The following is a 22389-nucleotide window of genomic DNA, read 5'->3' as shown; positions in this document are numbered from 1 at the left end:
CGGTCACCGGCCGTCGGTGCGCGGGGCGCCGCGCAGTGCCCGGGGGTGCAGGTTCTCCTTGAGCACCACGTTGAGCTGGGCGCCCAGCAGCGTGATGACGCTTTGCAGGTAGAACCACCACAGCATGGTGATCACCGTGGCGAACGGGCCGTAGGTGCTGCGAGCGGTGTGCAGGTAGCGGCTGATGATCAGCGACGAGGCGGTCTGCAGCACGAAGAAGAGCACCCCGCACAGCACCGCCCCGGGCAGGACGTCGCGGGTGGTGACCTGCCGGTGGGTGAGCAGCCGGAACACCGCCGCGAACAGGACCAGGTCCAGGACGATCGCGATCAGGTAGCCGATCACGCGGCCGGGCCAGCCCAGGTCGGTCCACGCGACACCGGCCGAGACGTAGCCGTTGATCAGGGTGCTCACCACCAGGCCCACGCCGACGGTGGCCAGCAGGACCAGGCCCCGCGCGGTCTGCTGGACGATCGTGGGATGCCGGTCGTACGGCAACCCCCAGACGGAGTTGAGCGCGACCTGGGCGGTGCGCACCACCCGCAGACCGCTCCACAGCGCCGTGAGCAGCCCCACGACCAGCGCCCACCAGGAGCCGTCGAGCCCCCGCACGGTCGCCGGATCCAGCATCGGGAACATCGTCGCCACGGTGCCGAGCACCTGGTCCTTCAGGCCGACCGGCAGCAGGAACCCGAGCAGGGTGACCAGCACCAGCAGCAGCGGGAAGAGCGAGAAGAACGCCCAGAACGCGATCATGCTCGCCAAGTTCGTGGACTTGTCCTCGACGAACTTGGCGAACACGGCCACCGCCACACCCAGCGCGCGGTGGCGCTGCTGGAAGCTGTCCACCCGTTGCATCCGCATCGTCCCCGCTCTCCAGCCGCGACGCCGTGGCACATTGTCGCCATTCCCCACCCGGCACGCCCGGTCGGCGCTAGCCTCGTCCCGGCAGTTCACGCGGCGATCGCGCGCTGGGGGAGACATGACGCGACCGGAAGCCAACGGAACCGCGGTGTTCGGCGACGACGGGATCAACCTGCACCAGGAGGCGCGGCTGAACAGCCCCGTCGTCGGGCAGGGCTACACCGGCCAGCGCGCCGACCTGATCTGCGTGACCGACGGAGACCCGGTCAACGGGATCACGACGTGGTACAAGCTCACCGACGTCGACACCGGGGTGACCGGATTCGTCGCGTACGGCGCCACCGCCCACACCTTCCGCGACGTGACCTGGACCAACCCGACATCGTGCTGACGGCCGCCCGGCGGCGTGGCCAGGCGGAACGGAAGCGCTTCGGAGTGGGATTGCCGCTGCCGCGGCACCTTTCGAACGATCCGAATTGTCCACTGTGGCCGGAGGCGGCCGCCGGAGCCGACGCCTGACGCGGCATCGCGGCCGAGCCCTCACGAGGTCGCGGTGCGGGCCAGGTGTGCGAGGTGGTGGTCGAGCACGCTGGTGAGCAGGGCGGAATCGGCGCGGTCCGGAGCGGTGACGGCGGCGTGCGCGAGCCCGTCGAGCAGCGCGGCCAGGCGCTCGGTCTCCAGGTCGAGGTCCGCTCCGTCGGCGAGCAGGCGGCCGGTTTCCCGGCCGTGGCGCAGCACGGCCCGGATGAGGGTGCGGGTGCTGGTGTGCAGCCGGTCGGCGGCCGGGGCGAGTTCGGGGCGGGTGCGGCTGGCCGCGGCCAGAGCAATGCCGACGGCGGCTTCCTCGCGGCGCGGGGCGTCGAGGGGGAGGAGCTGGGCGAGGGCATCGGTGGCGCGGGCGTCCTGCGGGCGGGTCTCGCCGAGTGCGTGCAGGCGCTGGGTGACGCGCTCCACGAGCCGGTCCATGGCGCTTTCGATGACCTGCGCCTGCGTCGGGATGTAGTGGCGGACGGAGCCGACGACGAGTCCTGCCTCGGCGGCGACGCGGGCCAGGGTGGCGTGTTCGATCCCGTCGCGGGCGATGACGGTCAGGGCGGCGTCGGCGATCGCGGTGCGTCGCTGTTCGGGGTCGACGATTTTCGGCACCTTCACAAGATAGCACCGGGCTGCTAATTTATTTAGCATGTTCATGCTTCAAAGGGGTGCGCGGTGAGCACGGCGACGGTGGTGCTGGCCGTGGGGGTGGTCGTGGTCGCGGTGGTGCGGCGGCTGCGCGGAGTGGGCCTGGTGGCCGATGACCTGTTCGGCGGGCCGGTCGTGCTGGTGGGGATCGGGCTGTACCAGCTCGTGCGGGCGGCGCCGGTGTTGGGCGTGGTCGACGCGGTCTGGCTGGCCGGGTCGTTGCTGCTCGGCCTGGTGGCGGGCGGACTCCGCGGTGCGACGGTGCGCCTGCTGAGCCGGGGCGGGGCGCTCGTGCAGCGCTACACGGCGGTGACGCTGGCCGTGTGGGCGGCGTCGTTCGTGGTGAGCGCGGGGTTCGCAGCGGTGGCCCAGGCAGGCGGGATGCATGCCCAGGCGCGTCCGATGGTGCTCTCGATCGGGATCGGGATGCTGGGCGAGACCGCGGTGCTGGGGGTGCGGGCGCTGTCGACCGGGTTGCCGTTCTCGCCCGGCACGCGGCGCGGCAGCGCCAGCTGGGTCGACCGGTTCGTGCACGCCGCGCGAACGGCCCGTCCGGTCACACCCCCGCCGAACGGCCGACTGGAACGCTCGCCGGGGGTGCGGGACGGACTGGCGTGGCTGACCGGATGCTCCCGCCGCCCGCGGTGACTCCGTCGCTCGGGGCCGGGAAGTCCTGTGGTCCAGGGGGAAACCACCGTCCACTGTGTATCTGGGGGTGGGGGCGTGGTGGGCCGCGCGAACGCGGCGGCCCACCACGCCGTGGTCATGCCGTGTTCCCCCGGGGCGCCGCTCGGCGGGGACGACGCGGCCTCGGTCTGCTCGCGGTCCGGCTCCGGCCAGGGGGTGGTTTCAGCGCCCGTCCCGGTTCCGGCTGGATACACTGCCATGCGCGTTTTCCGGGCGCGAGGAGGTTGTTTTCAACGTGGCGCGACTGTCCAGAATCGTGAGATCAAAAATAGCGAATCCAGAGGTCGGGACAAGTGAGGGTGATTGGTATTGCCAATTGTCCGCGGCGGATGAGGGTGGTGCGGAGCTTTACCGGCTGGAACATGAAACCGACCTGGGGGTGCACGTCGTGCGAGCGCAGGGGGTGCGATGCAGAACCCTGCCGGAGGCGTGTGAGACACTGGCGAACGCCCTCGAATTTCCCGGCTACTACGGAAGAAACCTCGATGCGTTCAACGAGTGCATGGTCGATCTTCTCGATCTGTCCGTCGGGGGGCTGGGGTCGATGTTCGGGATCGCCGGGCGTCCAGTTGATTCGTTGGTGCTCATGATCGATCGCGCCGATCAATTCATGGTGGATGAGTCGGTCGACAGGGCATCGATGCTGTTCGACATCTTGGCGAGGGCTGCTCGCGAAAAGCAAGCCGAGAAGCAGGCGGAATTCTTTGTCGCCTTCATCGGTGAGAGCCTGCCGCGAGGACTGCCCAGCCGCCATTCCTAGGAGCGGGTCGTGGTGGCGCGGACGTGGTCGGAGATCGCGTCGATCACGGTCGACAGGTGTTCGCGCAGGTAGAAGTGGCCGCCGGGGAGCACCCGCAGTGCGAACTCGCCGGTGGTGTGCCGGGCCCAGGCTCGTGCTTCCGCTGGGGTCACCTTGGGGTCGGTGTCGCCGATGACGGCGGTGATCGGGCAGTTCACGTCCGGACCGGGCTGGTAGCGGTACGTTTCGGCGGCCTTGTAGTCGCCGCGGACCGCGGGGAGGATCAGGCGGAGCAGTTCCTCGTCGGACAGCAGAGCGGGTGGCGTGCCGTCGAGCGCGGCGATCTCCCGGATCAGTTCCTCGTCGCTCGTGCGATGCACCGCCTCGTCGCGCAGGCAGGAGGGTGCGCGCCTGGCCGAGGCGAAGAGTCCCACCGGCACCACGCCGCGCCGTTCGAGCCGTCGCGCGACCTCGAAAGCCACTGTCGCGCCCATGCTGTGGCCGAAGAAGGTCAACGGGCGAGCGGTCCAGTCGAGCAGCACCTCGGCGAGATGGTCCGCCAGCTCGGTGATGTCGTCGAGCACCTCCTCGTGCCGCCGGTCCTGCCGTCCCGGGTACTGCACCGCCAGAACCTCGATCGACGGGGCCATTCCCGCGGACAACGGGTGGAAGAAGCTCGCCGAGCCACCGGCGTGCGGGAAGCAGACCAGCCGGTGCTCCGCGTCCGCACGCGGGTGGAACCGCCGGATCCACCGGCTGCTGTCGTGAGATGCCATGGTCTCCTCGAAACGGGTGGTCGGTCGGTCGCCGCATGCGCGATGCGGCTCGTTGCCGAGTCCGTGACGGCTACCGGCAGTCTGCCGGTAGCCGTCACGCGAACCTTCGTGCGGGCGGCTCCGTCCACCGCGGGAGGCGCTGCGCCGTCAGATCACAGCGACTCCAGCCAGGTGGCGATCACCTCCGCGGTTCCGGCCGCCCCCTCGCTGATCATGGTGAAGTGGTCGCCGGGGGTGTGCGCCGCGTCGTGCGCGAGCGGCCACTGGGCGCGCCAGGCGGTGTCCCGGTGGCTCTCGCGGAACGGGTCGTCCGGTCGCACGAACAACGTCGGCACAGCGACCGGATTCGGCTGCCAGTCGGCGAACATCCGGAAGTACCAACCCATCGCGGTGAGCCGGACCTGTTCGAGCGGGACGGTACCGGTCGGTGGCTCGACCATGTCCGCGATGAGCTCGGGCAGGATCGTCGCGGTCTCCCCGTTGCGGGGGAGGTAGGTGTCGAGCAGGGCGACCCCGGCGGGCGGCAGTCCCTCCGCGGTGAGCAGCTCGGCGGCGAGGTGCGCGAGCCAGCCGCCGGAGGAGTGTCCGATGAGGACGTACGACGGTTGGCGCACGCACCGCTGCACGCTGGTGGCCAGCACGCGGGCGAGCGCGTCCAAGGACCCCGGAAGCTCTTCCCCCGGCAGGTAGCCCGGAACCGCGAACGAGGTCACGGGGTTCGTCGTGCCCAGCGCCTCGGACAGCCGGAAGTACTGCTGGACCCCGGACATGGCACCGACGGAGGGCAGGCAGACCAGCTCGGGACCGCGATCGCCCCGGCTCAACGCCACCGGCTCCAGCGGGGAGGTCGCGCGGGTGCCCGTGCTGTCGAACATCGGTCGCAGCGCGGCCGCCGCGCCGATGAGCTGGAGCGCCTCCGCCGCCCGGCCGGCTCCGACCGCCTGCCTGAACAGCGTCGAGACGGTCTGCTCCGGCTCGCTGCCGGAGTGCGCCTGCGCCGCAGGGGCGCCGTCCGGCACGACTTCGCGGGGTTGGTCGCCGGCCGCCGCGATCCGGTCCGCCAGGAATGCCGACAGCCCCTGGACGGTGGGGTGGTCGAAGACCACCGTCGCGGGCAGCTGCAATCCCGTCAGCCGGCTGAGCCGGTTGCGCAGGTCCACCGACGCCAGCGAGTCGAAGCCGAGATCGCGGAACATGGCCGTGTCGTTGATCTCGCCGGTGTCGCTGTGCCCGAGCACCGAGGCCACCTCACCGCGCAGGGCCTGGGCCACGGCGGACACCCGGTCGCCGTCGGGCAGGTCCGCCAAGCGGCGCCGCAGCGTCGGCTCCTCGGCCGCGCGCCTCGCCGCCGCGGGCCGCGGCCGCGCGCCGACCGCCGTGCTGAGGATCGGCGCCACGGACGAGGCGGACCTGCGCATCGCCGCGGCGTCGAAGGACAGCGGAGCGAGCAGGCTCTCCGAACTGCGCATCGCCGCGTCGAACAGCGCCATCGCTTCGTCGTTGCCCAGCGGGAGCATGCCGGAGTCCGCGAGGCGCGCGCGGTCGGACTCCGCCAGTTTCGCGGTGATCTCGCTGCGCTGCGCCCACAGTCCCCACGCCAGGGACACGGCGGGCAGCCCCAGCCGGCGCCGGTACCCGGCCAACGCGTCCAGGAACGCGTTCGCCGCGGCGTAGTTGCCCTGGCCGGGTCCGCCCAGGATCGCCGAGGCGGAGGAGAACAGCACGAACGCCGACAGATCCCGGTCCTCGGTCAGCTCGTGCAGGTTCCAGGCCCCGTCGACCTTCGGTCGCAGGGCGTGTTGCAGCTTCCGCTCGTCCAGGGCGGTGATCACGGCGTCGTCGGTCGCGCCGGCGAGGTGGATCACCGCGGTCAGCGGCCGGTCGGCGGGGATCGAGTCGATCAGCAGGCGCAGTTGTTCGCGGTCGGCGACGTCGCAGGCCGCCACGGTGACCTCCGCGCCCCGCGCCCGCAGTTCCTCGCACCGCTGCGCGGCGCCGGGCGAGTCGGGGCCGCGGCGGCTGGTCAGCACGAGGTGCCGCACCCCGTGCGCGGACACCAGGTGCTCGGCGAGGATGCCACCCAGCGTTCCGGTGCCGCCGGTCACCAGCACGGTGCCCGCCGGGTCGATCGCGGGGACGGCCTCGCCCGCCGCGGACCCGCCTGCGGCGTGCGCGGTCAGCCTCGGCACCAGGATCCTGCCGACGCGCAGAGCGATTTCCGGCTCGTCGGTCTCGGCCGCCAGCAGCAGGGCCTCGGCGACGCCGTTGCCGTCGTCGACGTCGACCAGGGTGATGCGCCCGGGATTCTCCGTCTGGGCGCTGCGGAGCATCCCGCGCGCCGTGGCCGCCGGGAGGTCGGTGACCGCTTCGTCCGGGCCCGCGGCCACCGCGCCCTTGGTCACGACGACCAGGCGCGCACCGGGATCGTCCACATCGGACAGCCAGCGCTGCACGGTCGCCAGCGCCTTTTCGGCGCAGTCGTGCGGACTGCGGTGCTGCGACCCGTCGAGGCACGCGATCGCCACCTGCGCTCCGGCACCAGCGCTCTCGCAGACCACGCCCGCGGCGGCCAGCGCGGGTTCCAGCGCGTGGAAGTCCTTGGTGACCAGCTGCCAGGTGAGGTGCGCGGTCGGCGGTTCGGGCTGCACGGCGTGCCACGCCAGGCGGAGCAGGGACGCCCGCCCGGCACGGCCGGAGCCGCCGAGGTCGTGCGGCCGCAGGGTGAGCGACTCCACCGCGGCGACGGGATCGCCCTGGGAGTCGGCCACGTGGATGGAGATCCGGTGGTCGTCGTGCCGCTGGACGCGGGCGCGCAACCGCGTCGCGCCGAGCCGGTGGGCGTGGACCTCGGACCACGCGAAGGGCAGCCCGGCCTCCCGGAGTCCCAGCTGCTCCGACGCGATCAGGCCCGGGTGCAGCGTCGCGTCGAGCAGCGCGGGGTGCAGGTAGTAGCCGGTGGGGTCCAGCGCCTCCGGGGAAGTGATCTCGGCGTAGATGTCCTCACCCAGGTGCCAGACGGCGCTGACGCCCTGGAAGGTCGGCCCGTACTCGAATCCCGCGGCGTGCGAGTGCTCCTCGTAGAGGCCGTCCAGTTCGAGCTTCCGCGCGCCGGGCGGGGGCCAGGCCGCGGCGAACGCGAACTCGCCGGGGTCGTGGGCGGGTGCGGAGTCCGCCAGCACGCCGCTGGTACCGCACACCCACGGCTCGTCCACCGCTGCCGAGTCCGGTCGGAAACTGACGCTGATCGAGCGGGCACCGTCCTCGTCGGCGGGGCCGAGCTGCACCTGCACGCTGACCGCACCGTCCGGCTCCAGGATCAGCGGCACGTGGTGGATCAGCTCCCGGACGACGCCGCAACCGGTCAGCCGCCCGACGTGCAGGGCCAGCTCCACGAAGGTCGTGCCGGGCACCACGATCCGGTCGTGCACCCGGTGATCGGCGATCCAGGGCTGATCGGCCACCGACCAGCGAGTGGTGAACAGCGTCGTGCCGTCGGCGGCCACGTCCAGGCGCGCGCCGAGCAGCGGATGACCGCCCGCCTCCAGCCCGGCCGCGGTCACGTCGGCGGCCGCCGACGACGGGACGTCCATCCAGTACCGGCGGCGTTGGAACGGGTAGGTCGGCAGATCCACGTGCTTCGGCCGGACATCGGCGAACCACCCGCTCCAGTCCACCTTCGCGCCGTGCGCGAACAGCTGGGCCACGGCCGCGAGCAGTTCGTCGTCCTCCGGGCGTCCGGCGCGCATCGCCGCCACCGCCCGCTGCCCCGGCCCGCACGCGTCGCTGACCAGCGCGGTCAACGACGCGTCCGGCCCCACTTCGAGCACCTGCCCGGTCCCCGTGGCCCACATCGCCCGCACCCCTTGGCCGAAGCGCACGGTGTCGCGGATGTGCCCGGCCCAGTACGAGGGCTGCCGCAGGCCGTGCGGGTCGGCGAGCTCGCCGGTCACGTTCGAGATCAACGGGATCTCGGGGGTGCGGAAGGTGACGTCCGCGATCTCGTCTTGGAACCGCGCCAGCACCGGGTCCATGTCCGGGGAGTGGAAGGCGTGGCTGGTGCGCAACCGATTGGACCGCCGCCCCGTCGCGGCGAACCGCTCGACCACGTCCCGCACGGCGTCGTCCGGGCCGGCCACGACGACGGAGGTCGGCCCGTTGACGGCGGCGAGCACCACCGGCGTTCCGGCCAGCAGGTCCAGCACGTCGTCCGCGGTGGCTTCCAGCGCCACCATCGTCCCGCCGCGCGGTGCCCGGCTCATCCACCGCGCCCGCGCCCCGACCACTCGGCACGCGTCGGCCAGCGACCACACCCCGGCCACGTGCGCTGCGGTGACCTCGCCCAGCGAATGGCCCATCACGTAGTCGGGGCGGACGCCCCAGGACTCCAGCAGCCGGGTCAGGGCGACCTCGAACGCGAACAACCCGGTCTGGGCGTAGAGCGTGTCGTCCGCGGCGGTGGGGTCCGCCTCGTCCCAGATCGCCTCGCGCACCCCCGGCACGCCCCCGACTTCCTCCAGCAGGCGGCACACCTCGTCCCACGCCGCGGCGAACACCGGGAACCTCGCGGCCAACCGGCGTCCCATCCCCGCGCGCTGGGCGCCCTGACCGCTGAAGACGAACCCCACGCCGGAACGCACCGAACCTTCCGGCACCGGCTCGACGACGCCGGGCTGGGCACGGCCGGACGCCAGCGCCGCGAGCCCCCGCTGCGCCTCCTCCCGGTCGGCGGCGAGCACCACCCCGCGGCAGCCCAGCACCGCCCGCGTCCTGCACAGCGCCGCGCTCACCTCGGCCGGCGACCAGCCCGGTTCCCGGTCCAGCGCCGCGCGCAACCGCCCGGCCTGCGCCCGCACCGCCTGTGCGGACGCACCCGAGACGATCCACGGCACCCGCGCCGCCGGCTCGGGCGGCGACTCGGGTTCGGTGGTGGCCTCGGGCTCGGGTGCCTGCTCCACGATCACGTGGGCGTTCGTCCCGCCCACCCCGAAGGAGGACACCGCGGCGCGTCGCGCATCGCCGGCGGTCGGCCACGGCACGGCTCGGGTCACCACCCGCACCGCCCCCGAGTCCCAGTCCACCTCGCGCGACGGTTCGTCGGCGTGCAACGACGGGGGCACCGTCCCGCGCTGCATCGCCATGACCATCTTGATCACGCCGGCCACGCCCGCCGCGGCCTGCGTGTGCCCGATGTTCGACTTCACCGACCCCAGCCACAGCGGCTCGCGGTCCCCGCGGTCGCGCCCGTACGTCGCCAGCAGGGCCTGCGCCTCGATCGGGTCGCCCAGCCGGGTTCCGGTCCCGTGCGCCTCGACGACGTCGACGCCGTCGCCGGACACGCCCGCGTCGGCCCACGCGGCCCGGATGAGCTTCTCCTGCGCCGGACCGCTCGGTGCCGTCAACCCGTTGGACGCGCCGTCCTGGTTCACCGCGCTCCCGCGCAGCACGCCCCACACCCGGTGGCCCCGCTCCAGCGCCCGGGACAACGGCTCCAGGACGAGGACGCCCGCGCCTTCCGACCACCCCGTGCCGTCCGCGGCATCGCTGAACGGCTTGCACCGCCCGTCCGGGGACAGCGCCCGCTGCCGCGAGAACTCCACGAAGATCGACGGGGTGGACATCACCGTCACGCCACCGGCCAGCGCCAGGTCGCACTCCCGCGCCCGCAGCGAGCGCACCGCCCAGTGCATCGCCACCAACGACGAGGAACACGCGGTGTCCACCGTCACCGCAGGCCCTTCCAAGCCCAGGGCGTAGGCGACCCGCCCGCAGACGACGCTGTGCGCGCTGCCGCTGCCGATGTAGCCCTCCATGTCGCCGGCATCGGCGCCACCGGCCATGAACCGCCCGCCGTAGTCGTTGTGCGCCACGCCGGTGAACACGCCCGTGTTGGACCCCCGCGCCGAAGCCGGATCGATCCCGGCCCGTTCCAGGGCCTCCCAGGAGACTTCGAGCATCAACCGCTGCTGCGGATCCATCGCGAGCGCTTCCCGCGGCGAGATCCCGAACAGCTCCGCGTCGAACATCGCCGCGTCGTGCAGGAAACCGCCCTGGTCGGTCAGCGACGTGCCGCGGTGGTCCGGGTCGGGGTCGTGCAGGTGCTCCAGGTCCCAGCCGCGGTCGGTGGGGAAACCGGAGATCACGTCGCGCCCGTCGGCGACCAGGTCCCAGAGGTCGTCCGGGGAGTTCACCCCGCCGGGAAACCGGCACGCCATGCCGACGATCGCGATCGGCTCGTGGAGCCGCGCCTCGGTTTCCGCCAGCCGGCCGCGGACGTCGTAGAGCTCCGCCGTGACTCGGCGCAGGTATTCGCCGAGCTTCTCGTTCTCGTTCATCTGGCACTCTCGCTACTCTGGGAATTCGGCGATGACGCTCACGCGTCGAGACCCTCGTCGATGAGCCGGAACAGCTCTTCGTTCGTCGCCGACCTGATCCGGTCCGCGATGCCGCCGGACGGCTGGTCGGTCGGTGCCTGCGCCTCCGCGGCGTCCACATCGGACTCGGTCGTGGTCAGCCTGGTGCGCAGGTGTTCGGCGACCGCCGCCGGTGTCGGGTGGTTGAACACGGTCGTCGCGGGCAACCGGATGCCGGTCGCCGCGGTGAGGCGGTTGCGCAGCTGCATGGCGGCCAGCGAATCGCAGCCCAGGCTCAGGAACGTGGCGTCCGGTTTGATCGCGTCCGGGTCCGAGTGGCCGAGCACGTCGGCGACGTGGCCGCGGACCAGGCTGAGCAGCTCGCGCTGTTGTCCCGCCGGGTTCAACCCCGACAGCCGCTCCGCCAACGAATCCGCCGCTGCGCTTTCGGCGGGGGAGGCGGACCGGTCGCGCGGAGAACCGGGTGCCGGGCGCGCCTCGGTGACCAGCCGGCTGAGCACCGGCGCGACCGGGCCGTCGAGCGCGCGCTGGTCGAACCGGGCGGGGACCAGGGCGTGCGCCGAGCTGCGCAGCGCGGTGTCCAGCAGCGCGAGCGCCTGCTCGGTGGGCAGTGGCAGCAGACCGGTCGCCTGGCGCATGCGCGCCAGGTCGGCCGTGGTCAGGTGGTCGGTCATGCCGCTCGACTCGGCCCAGTGCCCCCAGGCCAGCGATATCGCCGGGAGGCCCTCGGCCCTGCGGCGGGCGGCCAGTGCGTCCAGGGCAGCGTTGGCGGCCGCGTAGCCGGCCTGCCCCGCGGTGCCGAGCACGCCTGCGGCGGACGAGTAGAGGACGAACGCCGTCAACCCGCGGTCCCGGGTGAGGCGGTGCAGGTTCCAGGCGGCGTCCACCTTGGGGCGCAGCACCGCGTCGACCCGGTCCGGGGTGAGGTTGCCGATGACGGCGTCGTCGAGGACCCCTGCGGTGTGCACGACCCCGACCAGCGGGTGGTTCCCGGGGATCCCGTCCAGCACGGCGGCCAGGGCGTCCGGGTCCGCTGCGTCGCACGCGACCACGGAGGTCTGGCAGCCCAGTTCGGCGAGTTCGGCCGTCAGCTCGGCAGCACCCGGCGCGTCGGTTCCGCTGCGACTGGTCAGCACCAGGTGGCGCACGCCGTGGTCGGTCACCAGGTGACGTGCCGCGAGCGCGCCGAGGGTGCCGGTGCCACCGGTGACCAGCACCGTGCCGTGGTCGGGGAACGCGGGAGGTGCGGCGTCCTCGGCGACCGCCGCGCGGTTCAGCCTCGGCACGTGGGCGACGCCGCCGCGGACGGCGATCTGGGGCTCGTCGGACCCGCAGAGGGCGCGCACCGCCGAGCGGCTCGCCGCGGTGCCGTCCACGTCGATCAGCTGGATCCGGCCGGGGTTCTCGGTCTGGGCCGAGCGCAGCAGGCCCCACACCGCCGCGGCCGGCAGGTCCGGCGCCGCGTCGCCGGGCCCGGTCGTGACGGCACCGGTGGTGATCAGCGACAGGCGCACGTCGGCGAGCCGGTCGTCGGACAGGAACTCCTGGACGAGCGCCAACGCCCGGTGCGCGGCGGTGTGCACCGCCGCGACGACGTCCTCGTCCGGCGCGGCGACGCTGGTGATCGCGACGTCCGGTGCCGGAGCACCGGCGGCCAGCGCGGCGGCCAGGGACGACAGGTCCGGGTGGTCCGCTGCACCGCCGATCCAGGACGCCGCTGCGAGGACCACCGCGGCGGCGGTGCCGTCAGCGGGCGGGTCGGCCACCCAGTCGAGCTCGTGGAGGGAGTCGGCCGCGCCCGCGGAACCGGAGGCGTGCAGGGTCCACTCGGCCTCGGGTGCGCCGGTGGTGTCCGGCCGGGTGTGGATGGTCAGCGGTCGGCGGCCGTCGTCGCCGGCCGGGCCCACCACCACGCGGACCTCGAAGGTCGAGTCGTCGTCCAGCGACAGCGGCTCGTGCACCGCGAGTTCGTGCACCTGCGCGTCGTCGAACCGGCCCGCGGCGTGCCGCGCGAGGTCCAGGCACGTCGAGGCGGCCACCGCTTCGTCGGCCAGCCACGGCTGGAGCGGGAGGCCGAGCCGGCCGGTGAAGCAGGCGCCGCCGTCCGGCAGGTCGATCACCGCCGCGACCAGCGGGTGCCCACCGGCTTCCTGACCGAGCAGGGCGGGGGCGCCACCGGCGTGCGAAGGCGCGGGCAGCCAGAAGTGCGTCCGCTGGAACGCGTAGGTCGGCAGGTCCACCACCCGGGCGCCGGTCCCGAAGGCGGGGGTCCAGTCCACCGGCACGCCCTGCACGTGGGCCTGCGCGACGGAGGTGAGGAACCGCTGCAGCCCGCCGTCGTCGCGGCGCAGCGATCCCACCACCACCGCGTCCTTCTCGGCCTGCTCGATCGTGCCGGAGAGACCGAGGGCCAGGACCGGATGGGTGCTCGCCTCGACGAACGCCGTGATCCCGTCATCGAGCAGGCGCTCGACGGCCCGGTCGAACCGGACGGTGTCGCGCAGATTCCGGTACCAGTAACGCGCATCGAGTTCGGTGGTGTCGATGCGTTCCCCGGTGACGGCCGAGTAGAACGGTATTTCCGAGGAGCGCGGCGAAATCGGTGCCAGCAGCTCGGCCAGTTCCGCTTCGAGGACTTCGACCTGGGCCGAGTGCGAGGCGTAGTCCACCGGGAGGGTGCGGAATTCGGTGCCGTCGACGAGCTCCCGCAGCGCCCGGACCTCGCCGGAGACCACAGTGGACTCCGGGCCGTTGACCGCGGCGATGTCGATCCGGCCGCCCCACGGCTTGACCAGGTCGCGGACGTCGTCGACCGGCAGTGGGATGGCGGCCATGGCGCCGTGTCCGGTGAGTGAGTGCCGGATGGCTTGGCTGCGCAGTGTGGTGATGCGGGCGGCGTCGTGGAGGGTGAGTGCGCCTGCGATGTGGGCGGCGGCGATTTCGCCTTGGGAGTGGCCGATGACTGCGGTGGGTTCGACGCCGTGGGTGCGCCAGAGTGCGGCGAGGGAGACCATGACGGCGAACAGGGCGGGTTGGACGATGTCGACTCGTTGTAGTGCTCGTTCGTCGGTGAGGATGTCGAAGAGGTTCCAGTCGGTGAATTCGGCGAGTGCGTGGGCGCATTCGGTCATCCGTGCCGCGAAGGTGGGGGAGGAGTCGAGCAGTTCGACCGCCATCCCGGGCCACTGCGAACCCTGACCGGGGAACACGAACGCGGCCCGGCGCGGCGTGCCACCGTGCCCGGTGATCACCTCGTCGCCGATGACGACCGCGCGGTGCGGCAACCAGGCCCGGGTGGTGGCCAGCGAGTACCCGATGTCCACCGCGGCGAGGCCGGAGTCCGCGGCGAACGCCCGCACCCGCTCGACCTGCGCGGGCAGTGCCGACTCGGTTCGGGCCGACACGATCCACGGCACCACCGGGGGCTCGACGCGTTGCCCGCCCGGCACGTCCGGCTCGGCTTCCTCGACGATCACGTGCGCGTTCGTCCCGCTCACGCCGAACGAGGACACCCCCGCGCGGCGCGGCCGTCCCGGCGACGGCCACGGCACCTGCTCGGTGAGCAGTTCGACCGCTCCGGACGACCAGTCCACCCGCGGGTTCGGCTCGTCGACGTGCAGGGTCTTCGGCAGCACGCCGTGCCGCATCGCCTGGACCATCTTGATCAGCCCGCCGACCCCGGCGGCGGCCTGCGCGTGTCCGATGTTCGACTTCAGCGAGCCGAGCAGCAGCGGTCGCTGGCGGTCCTGGCCGTAGGTGGCCAGCAGCGCCTGGGCCTCGATGGGATCACCGAGCGGCGTTCCCGTGCCGTGCGCCTCCACCGCATCGACGTCCGAAGTGGACAGACCTGCGTCGTCGAGCGCCGCGCGGATCACGCGCTGCTGCGCGGGTCCGTTCGGGGCGGTCAGCCCGTTGGAGGCGCCGTCCTGGTTCACGGCGGTCCCGCGGACCACCGCCAGCACCCGGTGCCCCTTCCGGCGGGCGTCCGACAGGCGCTCCAGCAGCAGCACGCCCACGCCTTCGGCCCAGCCCGTGCCGTCGGCCGCCGCGGCGAACGACCGGCACCTGCCATCCGGCGACAGCCCGCGCTGCCGGCTGAACTCGATGAACAGCGAGGGCGAGGACATCACGGTCGCACCCCCGGCCAGCGCCATCTCGCACTCGCCGCGGCGCAGCGCCTGGGCCGCCAGGTGCAGCGCCACCAGGGACGACGAACACGCCGTGTCCACGGTCAGCGCGGGCCCTTCCAGGCCCAGGGCGTAGGCGATCCGGCCGGACGCCACGGAGGCGGCGGTGCCGCTGGCCAGGTAACCCTCGAATTCGGCGGGGACGGACGGCGAGTTCCCGTAGCCGCCGTTCATCACGCCCGCGAACACACCAGTCCGGCTGCCCCGCGCCGAACCCGGGTCGATACCGGCCCGCTCGAAGGCTTCCCACGACGTCTCCAGCAGCAGCCGGTGCTGCGGATCCATCGCGGTGGCTTCCCGCGGGGAGATCCCGAAGAACTCCGCGTCGAACAGCCCGGCGTGCGACAGGAAACCGCCCTCCCGGGCGTAGCTGCGCCCAGCCCGAGCGGGGTCGGGGTCGAACAGGTTCGCCAGGTCCCAGCCGCGGTCGGCCGGGAACCCGCCGATCGCGTCGGTCCCGGTCGCCACCAGCCGCCACAGGTCCTCCGGAGACTCGACCCCGCCGGGGAAGCGGCAGCTCATCCCCACGATCGCGATCGGTTCGCCGGTGCGTTCCGGCACCGCGGCGGCCTGGCTGTTCCCGGATTCCCCGGCCAGGTGCTCGGCGATCGCCGCGGGTGTCGGGTGGTCGAACACCAGGGTCGCCGGCAGCCGGGTGTCGAACTGCGCGTTCAAGCGGTTGCGCAGTTCGACGGCGGTCAGCGAGTCGAAGCCCAGCTCGCGGAACGCCCGCCCGGTGTCGACCGCGTCGGCGGATTCGTGCCCCAGCACGTGCGCGACCTGCTCGCGCACCACCCGGAGCACCGCCGCGCGCCGCTCCTCGGCGGGCAGCGCGGCGATCCGCCCGGCCGCTGCTGCTGTCGCCGCGGTCCGCCTGGCCCGCGGTCGCACTGCGCCGCGCAGCATCGCCGGGATCTCGTCCCGCGCCCGCAGCGCCGCGCGGTCCAGCCGGACGGCCGTCACGGTCGCTGCTGCGGTCAGGCTCGCGTCGAAGAGCGCGAGCGCGTCCTGCGTGGACATGCCCGCGATGCCGAGCCGGGCCAGCCGCGCCCGATCGGCGGCGGTCATGGCCCCGGTCATGGTGCTCGCCTCGGTCCACAGCCCCCAGGCGATCGACGTGGCCGGAAGTCCGGCCGCCCGACGGCTCTCGGCGAGGGCGTCCAGCGCGCTGTTGGCGGCCGCGTAGTTGCCCTGGCCCGGGGTGCCCAGGACACCGGCGACCGAGGAGAACAGCACGAACGCCTTGAGCCCCTTGTCCCGGGTGAGTTCGTGCAGGTGGAGCGCGGCGGTCGTCTTCGGCTCCCGGACCGTGGCGAGCCGCTCGGCGGTCAGCGACTCGATGACGCCGTCGTCGAGCACGGCCGCGGTGTGCACGACGGCGGTGATCGGGTAGCGGTCGATGACCGCCGCCAACGCCGCGCGGTCGGTCACGTCGCAGGCGACGATCTCCGCGCCCAGCTCGGCCTGGAGTTCGTCGGCTCCCGGGGCTCGCGGCCCGCTGCGGCTGACCAGGACCAGCCCGACGCCGTGGCGGGCCAGGTGGCGCGCGACCGCGGCACCGGTGGTGCCGGTGCCACCCGTGATCAGCACGCAGTCGTCGGTCGTCCACGAGATCTCCGACGCGGGTTCGGCCGGGCGCAGCCGGGGTGCGGCGAACGTGCCGCCGCGCATCCACACCTCGGGTTCGCCGGTGGCGAGGACCTCGTCGACGTCCACCTCCTCCGGCGCGTCGGTGTCCACGAGCACGAACCGGTCGGGCTGTTCGGAGATCGCCGACCTGATCAGGCCCCGGATCGCGGCCTGGTCCGGGTCGGTGTCGGCGCCGCGGGTGATGACGACCGCGCGTTCGCCGGGACGGCTGTTGATCGCCTCCAGGACCCGCTCGGCGGTCGGCTCCGCGATGACCGCGACGGCGGCGGGTTCGACCGCCCCCGGCCGCGGGATCTCGACGGGCTCGACGGTGAGCAGTTCGCCCGCGCCGCGCGGGGCGAGCTGCGCGGGAACCGGCCGCAGCACCAGGGAACCGGCGGTCAGGACCGGATTGCCCGCGTCGTCCTCGGCCTGCACTCCGCCGGACGAGAAGCGGACTCGCAGGGTGGTGGCACCCGTGCTGTGCAGGGCCACGTCGCGCCACTCGAACGGGAGGCCGTCGGATTCGAGGACGCGGGCGTGCAGTGCCGCGTCGAGCAGCGCCGGATGCAGTCCGAAGCCGTCGGAACCGCCCGGCAGGACCGCTTCGGCGAAGATGTCGTCGCCCCGGCGCCACGCCCGGCGCAGGCCGCGGAACGCGGGCCCGTAGTGGTAGCCCTTGTCGTGCAGGGCCTCGTAGACCTCGGTCAGGTCGATCTCGGTCGCCGCGGGCGGCCACTGGTCCAGCCGAGCCGGGCGCGACGCGCCCGAAGTGAGGACGCCGGTGGCGTGCCGGGTCCAGTCGGAGTCGTCCGCCGCCCGCTCGTCGCAGGAGTGGATCCCGATCCGGCGGCGGCCGTGCTCGTCGGCGGATCCGACCGCGACCTGCAGGCGCACCCCGGCCCCGGCGGTGGGCAGCACCAGCGGCGCCTCCAGCACCAGCTCCTCGATCCGATCGCACCCGACCTGGTCCCCGGCCCGCAGCGCCAACTCCAGGAACGCCGTCCCGGGCAGCAGGGCAGCGCCGTGCACCGCGTGATCGGCCAGCCACGGCTGGTCGGACAGCGAGATCCGGGAGGTGAGCAGAAAACCACCGGACTCGGGCAACGCGACGGCGGCACCGAGCAACGGGTGTTCCGGGGCGAGCAGGCCGAGGTCGGCAGCCGAAGCGGCCGGGCGGGGGCTGTCCAACCAGTAGCGCTTGCGCTGGAAGGCGTACGTCGGCAGGTCGATCCGCCGCCCGCGCAGCGCTGCCCGCCAGTCGACCGGGACCCCGTGCACGTGGGCCGTCGCGAGAGCGGTGGTGAACTGGTCGAGCCCGCCGCGGTCGCGGCGCAGCGTTGCCACCGCGGCGGTGTCCAGCGCGGGCGCCAGCACGGGGTGCGGGCTGCATTCGATGACCACGTGCCCGTCGAACGCGCGGATCGCCTCGTCGAACCGCACGGGTCGGCGCAGGTTGTCGTACCAGTACCGGGCGTCCAGCGCGGTGCCGTCGACGAGCCCCCCGGTGACCGTGGAGAAGAACGGGACGTCCGCCGCACGGGGTGCGATCGGCGCGAGCACGTCCAGCAGTTCGGTGCGGAGCCGCTCGACCTGCGGCGAATGCGAGGCGTAGTCGACCGGGATCCGCTTCGCGCCGTCCCAGGTAGCCAGCAACTCCTCCAGCGCGGCGGGGGAACCGGACACGACGGTCGAGCGCGGCCCGTTGACCGCGGCGATCGAGATCTCCTCACCCCACCCGGTCAGTCCGGCCCGCGTCTCGTCGACCGAGAGCGGGATGGCGGCCATGGCGCCGTGTCCGGTGAGTGAGTGTCGGATGGCTTGGCTGCGCAGTGTGGTGATGCGGGCGGCGTCGTGGAGGGTGAGTGCGCCGGCGATGTGGGCGGCGGCGATTTCGCCTTGGGAGTGGCCGATGACTGCGGTGGGTTCGACGCCGTGGGTGCGCCAGAGTGCGGCGAGGGAGACCATGACGGCGAACAGGGCGGGTTGGACGATGTCGACTCGTTGTAGTGCTCGTTCGTCGGTGAGGATGTCGAAGAGGTTCCAGTCGGTGAATTCGGCGAGTGCGTGGGCGCATTCGGTCATCCGTGCCGCGAAGGTGGGGGAGGAGTCGAGCAGTTCGACCGCCATCCCGGGCCACTGCGAACCCTGACCGGGGAACACGAAGACCGGCTCGCCGCGCCCTGCGACTGCCCGGATGACGTTCTCGCCCGGTGTTCCGCCGGTCAGCGCGGCGAGCCCGCCGCGCAGCTGCTCGACGTCCCGGCCGAGCACGACCGCCCGGTGCTTCATCGCCGATCGGTGGACGGCGGCCGAGTAGGCCACGTCCGCGAGCGGGGGCTCCTGCTCCAGGAATTCCGCCATCCGCGCGGCCTGGCCGCGCAGGGCGTCCTGGTCGCGCGCCGACAGCAGCAGGGGCAGCAGTCCGGACGAGGACTCGACGGCATCGTGGGCCGGCTCCGGGGCCTGTTCGAGCACGACGTGCGCGTTCGTCCCGCTCACGCCGAACGAGGACACCCCCGCGCGCCGCGGCCGACCGGTGTCGGGCCAGGCCGTCGGCTCGGTCAGCAGCTCCACCGCCCCGGACGACCAGTCCACATGGGACGTCGGCTCGGTGACGTGCAGGGTCTTCGGGAGCACGCCGTGCCGCATGGCCTGGATCATCTTGATGACGCCGCCGATGCCGGCGGCGGCCTGCGCGTGCCCGATGTTCGACTTCAGCGAGCCGAGCAGCAGCGGTCGTCGGCGGTCCTGGCCGTAGGTGGCCAGCAGCGCCTGGGCCTCGATGGGATCACCGAGCGGCGTTCCCGTGCCGTGCGCCTCCACGACGTCCACATCGGACGGACGGAGTCCGGCGTCGGCCAGGGCCGCCCGGATCACCCGCCGCTGCGCCCGGCCGCTCGGCGCGGTCATGCCGTTGGACGCACCGTCCTGGTTGATCGCCGAGCCCCGGACCACGGCGAGGACCCGGTGACCGCCGCGACGGGCCTCGGACAACCGCTCCACCAGCACCACTCCGACGCCCTCGGCCAGGCCGAACCCGTCCGCGCTGTCGGAGAACGCCTTGCTCCGGCCGTCCGGCGCCAGCCCGCCCTGCCGGGAGAACTCGACGAACATGCCCGCACCCGACATGACCGTGACACCGGCCGCGACCGCGAGACCGCACTCACCGCGGCGCACAGCCTGCACGGCGAGGTGCAACGCGGTCAAGGACGACGAGCACGCGGTGTCCACTGTGACCGCGGGGCCCTCGAACCCGTACAGGTACGACATCCGACCGGACATGACGCTGCCCGTGCCGCCCGTGAAGACGTACCCCTCGACCTCGGTGCCCTGGTCCATCCGGGGCCCGTAGTCCATGGTCATGGCGCCGACGAACACGCCGGTCCGGCTGCCGCGCAACGCATCGGGCGCGATGCCGGCCTGCTCGAAGGTCTCCCACGAGGTCTCCAGCAGCAGGCGTTGCTGCGGGTCCATCGCGGCGGCCTCGCGGGGGCTGATGCCGAAGAACCCGGCGTCGAACAGGTCCGCGCCGCGCAGGAACCCGGCTTCCCGCTGGTAGAACGTGCCGGGCGGGCGGGTCTCGTCGTCGTAGGAGCCGGTGGGGTCCCCGCAGCGGTCGTCCGGGAACGGCGACACGGCATCCACGCCGTCCCGCACCAGCCGCCACAGGTCGTCGGCGCTGCCGACGCCACCCGGATACCGGCAGCCCACGCCGACGATCACCACCGGATCGTCGTCCTCGGCGGTTTCCGCCGGGATCTCGTCTTCGCGCGGCGCACCGCCCACCAGCTCGACCCGGACCAGCTCCGCCACCTCGGCCGGAGTCGGGTGGTCGAACACCGTGGTCGCGGGCAGGCTCGTCCCGGCGACCGCGGCGATCCGGTTGCGGATCTCCAGCGCGGTCACCGAGTCGAAGCCCAGGTCCCAGAACGACGTGTCCGGATCCACGGGTTCGGTCGAACCCAGCAGGGCGCGGACTTCCCGGCACACGACGGTGGTCAGCAGCGCTCGCTGGTCCTTCTCGGGCATGGCGGCGAGCCGCCCGCGCAGCGTGGACTCCGGGTGCGCCTGCACCTCGGCCGCGGGTTCGGGCAGGTCCACGACGCGCGGGTCGTGGCCCGCGTACACGGCCGCCCAGTCGAGCCGGGCACCGTCGACGTACAGCTCGCCCAGCGTCCGCACGATCTCGTCCAGCCCGGCCTGGCCGCGCCGGACCGAGCAGCGGGCCGAGGCGTGGGCACCGGTGTCCTCGATCGTTGCCTGAATGCCCGCGACGAGCACCGGATGCGGGCTGATCTCCAGGAAAACGCCGTTGCCCGCGGCGAGCGCGGCCCGGACGGCCGGGTCGAACCGGATGGTGCTGCGCAGGTTGCGGCACCAGTAGTCCGCGTCGAGCAGCACGTCCGCCGGCAGCGGTTCGCCGGTCACCGACGAGATGAAGGGCACCTCGGGCGGCCTCGGCCGCAGCGGGGCCAACGCCGCGCGCAACTGCGGCGTGATCCGGTCGATGTGCGCGGAGTGCGCGGCCAGGTCCACGCCGATCCGCCTCGCCGGGACGCCCTGCTCGACGAACTCGTCGAGCAACCGCCCGGCGGCGTCGGCATCACCGGAGACGATGACCGCCCGAGGACCGTTGACCGCCGCGATCTCCAGGCCCTCGGTCAACCGCGGCAGCACGACGTCGACCGGAGCCGGCACCGAGATCATCCTGCCCTGGCCGGACAGCGTCGCCTGCAACCGGCTCCACACCGCGGCGATCCGCGCGCCGTCGGCCAGCGACAGGGCGCCGGACACGACCGCCCCGGCGACCTCGCCCAGGCTGTGCCCGAGCACCGCGGACGGTTCGATCCCGTACGAGCGCCACACCGCCGCCAGCGAGACCATCACGGAGAACAGCACGGGCTGCACGACATCGGTGCGTTCCAGCGGGGGCGCACCGGGCACGTCGTTGACGACGTCGAGCAACGACCAGTCGATGAACGGCGCCAACGCCTCGGCGCACTCCACCATCCGCGTCCGGAAGACCCGCGAGGACGCCATCAGGTCCCGCGCCATCCCGGGCCACTGCGACCCCTGGCCGGGGAAGACGAACACCACGCCACCGCCGACCGGGCAGCCCTCGACCAGCCCGGTGCGGCCGCGCCCTTCGCTGAGCGCCCGCAGCGCTTCGACGAACTCGTCCCGGCTACCGGCCGCGAGCGCGGCGCGCCGCGCGGCAGCGTCCCGTTGGGCGAGCGTCCAGCCGATGTCGACCGGCCGCCAGCCGGGCTGCGCCCGCAGCCGATCGAGCAGCTCGCCGGCCCGCGCCCGCAGTGCGCCCGCACTGTCCGCGGACAGCCCCCACAACAGCGAGTCGGAATCGGATGGCACCGGTGTCACCGCTCCTCGGTCAAGTCCTGTCAACGGGCATCTCGGTGCTGTGCACATTCCTGGCGGCCCGCACCCCGGCCGGATCTGATCACGTCCCCGCAGTTGGCGGCACTGCGCCGACGAACCCCGAATTCGCCTGGCAGAACTGGAAGAACAGCCGCATCGCTATTCGCGCGGGCGCTGGGAGGCGCTCGGAACGCCGCCTACCGACCGGAAAGCCGGTGTGGACCGAAGCGTTCGTCCTCCGGGACGACGGGAACGGCGCAGGGCGACCCTGCCCCTGCCGTCCGAGTCGCGCCCGGCCGACCAAGTGCGGAAATGGGAAGCATCAAACCTTCGCCCCACCCACCGGCGATGCCGGGGCCGAGGTGCCGAAGACGAAAACCGGCGACCACGCGGCCAACCCGTTCGAACCATTCCCGACGACTTGATCGTCCACGCACCGAACGTTAGAACACGCCGCCGCAGCGATGCACGCGACTCGGAGTCCCGGCTGCGAAATCTTCCCGTCCGGGCAGGAGATCTGCCCCTTTTTCGCCGGGAGACCTCGTGGCCGGCCGCAGCGCTGCACCCGCCCGGCG

At 73.1% G+C, this 22389-nt stretch carries 7 protein-coding genes and 1 pseudogene; 3 read left to right on the top strand and 5 right to left on the bottom strand.

What is annotated here, in order from left to right; all coding sequences use genetic code 11:
* Positions 1-3 precede the first annotated feature (3 nt).
* Positions 4-864, bottom strand: a complete 861-nt coding sequence (locus NV263_RS17945; RefSeq protein ID WP_263247468.1) for a YihY/virulence factor BrkB family protein — start codon at positions 862-864, stop codon at positions 4-6.
* A gap of 118 nt (positions 865-982) precedes the next feature.
* On the opposite strand from NV263_RS17945, the gene NV263_RS17940 reads away from it, so the two are divergent.
* On the top strand, positions 983-1255 hold the full coding sequence (locus NV263_RS17940; protein ID WP_263247467.1) for an SH3 domain-containing protein: 273 nt from the start codon (positions 983-985) through the stop codon (positions 1253-1255).
* A 149-nt stretch (positions 1256-1404) separates the two neighbouring features.
* On the opposite strand, the gene NV263_RS17935 is transcribed toward NV263_RS17940, so the two are convergent.
* Positions 1405-2010, bottom strand: coding sequence for a TetR/AcrR family transcriptional regulator (locus NV263_RS17935; RefSeq protein ID WP_263247466.1), 606 nt, complete (start codon positions 2008-2010; stop codon positions 1405-1407).
* 63 nt (positions 2011-2073) lie between these two features.
* On the opposite strand from NV263_RS17935, the gene NV263_RS17930 reads away from it, so the two are divergent.
* Entirely contained in the window at positions 2074-2694 is a 621-nt protein-coding gene (locus NV263_RS17930) for a DUF1453 domain-containing protein (RefSeq protein WP_263247465.1), read from the top strand.
* A 274-nt stretch (positions 2695-2968) separates the two neighbouring features.
* A complete protein-coding gene (locus tag NV263_RS17925; protein WP_263247464.1) occupies positions 2969-3493 on the top strand; it encodes a barstar family protein in 525 nt (174 codons plus the stop codon).
* Here NV263_RS17925 and NV263_RS17920 read toward each other — a convergent pair.
* The 3 genes and pseudogenes from NV263_RS17920 to NV263_RS17910 form a co-directional block, all read right to left on the bottom strand.
* On the bottom strand, positions 3490-4248 hold the full coding sequence (locus NV263_RS17920) for a thioesterase II family protein (protein ID WP_263247463.1): 759 nt from the start codon (positions 4246-4248) through the stop codon (positions 3490-3492). The two genes, NV263_RS17925 and NV263_RS17920, sit on opposite strands and share 4 nt — an antisense overlap.
* A gap of 152 nt (positions 4249-4400) precedes the next feature.
* Positions 4401-10544 (bottom strand): annotated as a pseudogene (locus NV263_RS17915) (type I polyketide synthase); the annotation flags it as partial.
* A gap of 74 nt (positions 10545-10618) precedes the next feature.
* Complete coding sequence (locus NV263_RS17910) at positions 10619-21808, bottom strand: type I polyketide synthase (RefSeq protein ID WP_263247461.1); 11190 nt, start codon at positions 21806-21808, stop codon at positions 10619-10621.
* Positions 21809-22389: the final 581 nt, after the last annotated feature.

Origin of the sequence: Saccharopolyspora rosea, assembly GCF_025643595.1 — a bacterium.
Classification (GTDB): Bacteria; Actinomycetota; Actinomycetes; order Mycobacteriales; family Pseudonocardiaceae; genus Saccharopolyspora; species Saccharopolyspora rosea.
This window is presented reverse-complemented; position numbering and strand designations above follow the sequence as displayed.

Coding starts and splice junctions, on each gene's coding strand:
- NV263_RS17945 (WP_263247468.1), bottom strand. CDS start 864: ATGCGGATGCAACGGGTGGACAGCTTCCAGCAGCGCCACCGCGCGCTG.
- NV263_RS17940 (WP_263247467.1), top strand. CDS start 983: ATGACGCGACCGGAAGCCAACGGAACCGCGGTGTTCGGCGACGACGGG.
- NV263_RS17920 (WP_263247463.1), bottom strand. CDS start 4,248: ATGGCATCTCACGACAGCAGCCGGTGGATCCGGCGGTTCCACCCGCGT.